Origin of the sequence: Pseudoalteromonas sp. MER144-MNA-CIBAN-0113 (genome assembly GCF_040308965.1) — a bacterium.
Classification (GTDB): domain Bacteria; phylum Pseudomonadota; class Gammaproteobacteria; order Enterobacterales; family Alteromonadaceae; genus Pseudoalteromonas; species Pseudoalteromonas tetraodonis.
Window position 1 is genome coordinate 1 of record NZ_JBEOOG010000628.1, and the last position, 232, is coordinate 232.

Consider the following 232-nt stretch of genomic DNA (forward strand, 5'->3'; position numbering starts at 1 on the left):
CCTAAAAAGGTATCAAGGGCTGTTAGTAATTCAATTATTTCATCGCTCCCTGCTTTATTCACAAGTGTCATTTGCGCCATAGGGGCAATAGCAAAGTTACGTGGCAGTGGTTGCTTGTGCGTTATTAATTGCTGTATTTTATCAATAAATACAAATTGTAACCACTGCTCAAACGCCATTGTATCGTGACAAAAAGGAGTATTTGAAAGCAGTGCATCAGCGTCTATTGGCT

1 protein-coding gene is annotated in these 232 nt (G+C 39.2%); it reads right to left on the reverse strand.

Going from position 1 to position 232, the window contains the following annotated elements; translation table 11 throughout:
• Window positions 1–232 (reverse strand): YqcC family protein (locus tag AAEY57_RS21235; RefSeq protein WP_350608812.1); only part of this gene is annotated, 232 nt, incomplete at both ends.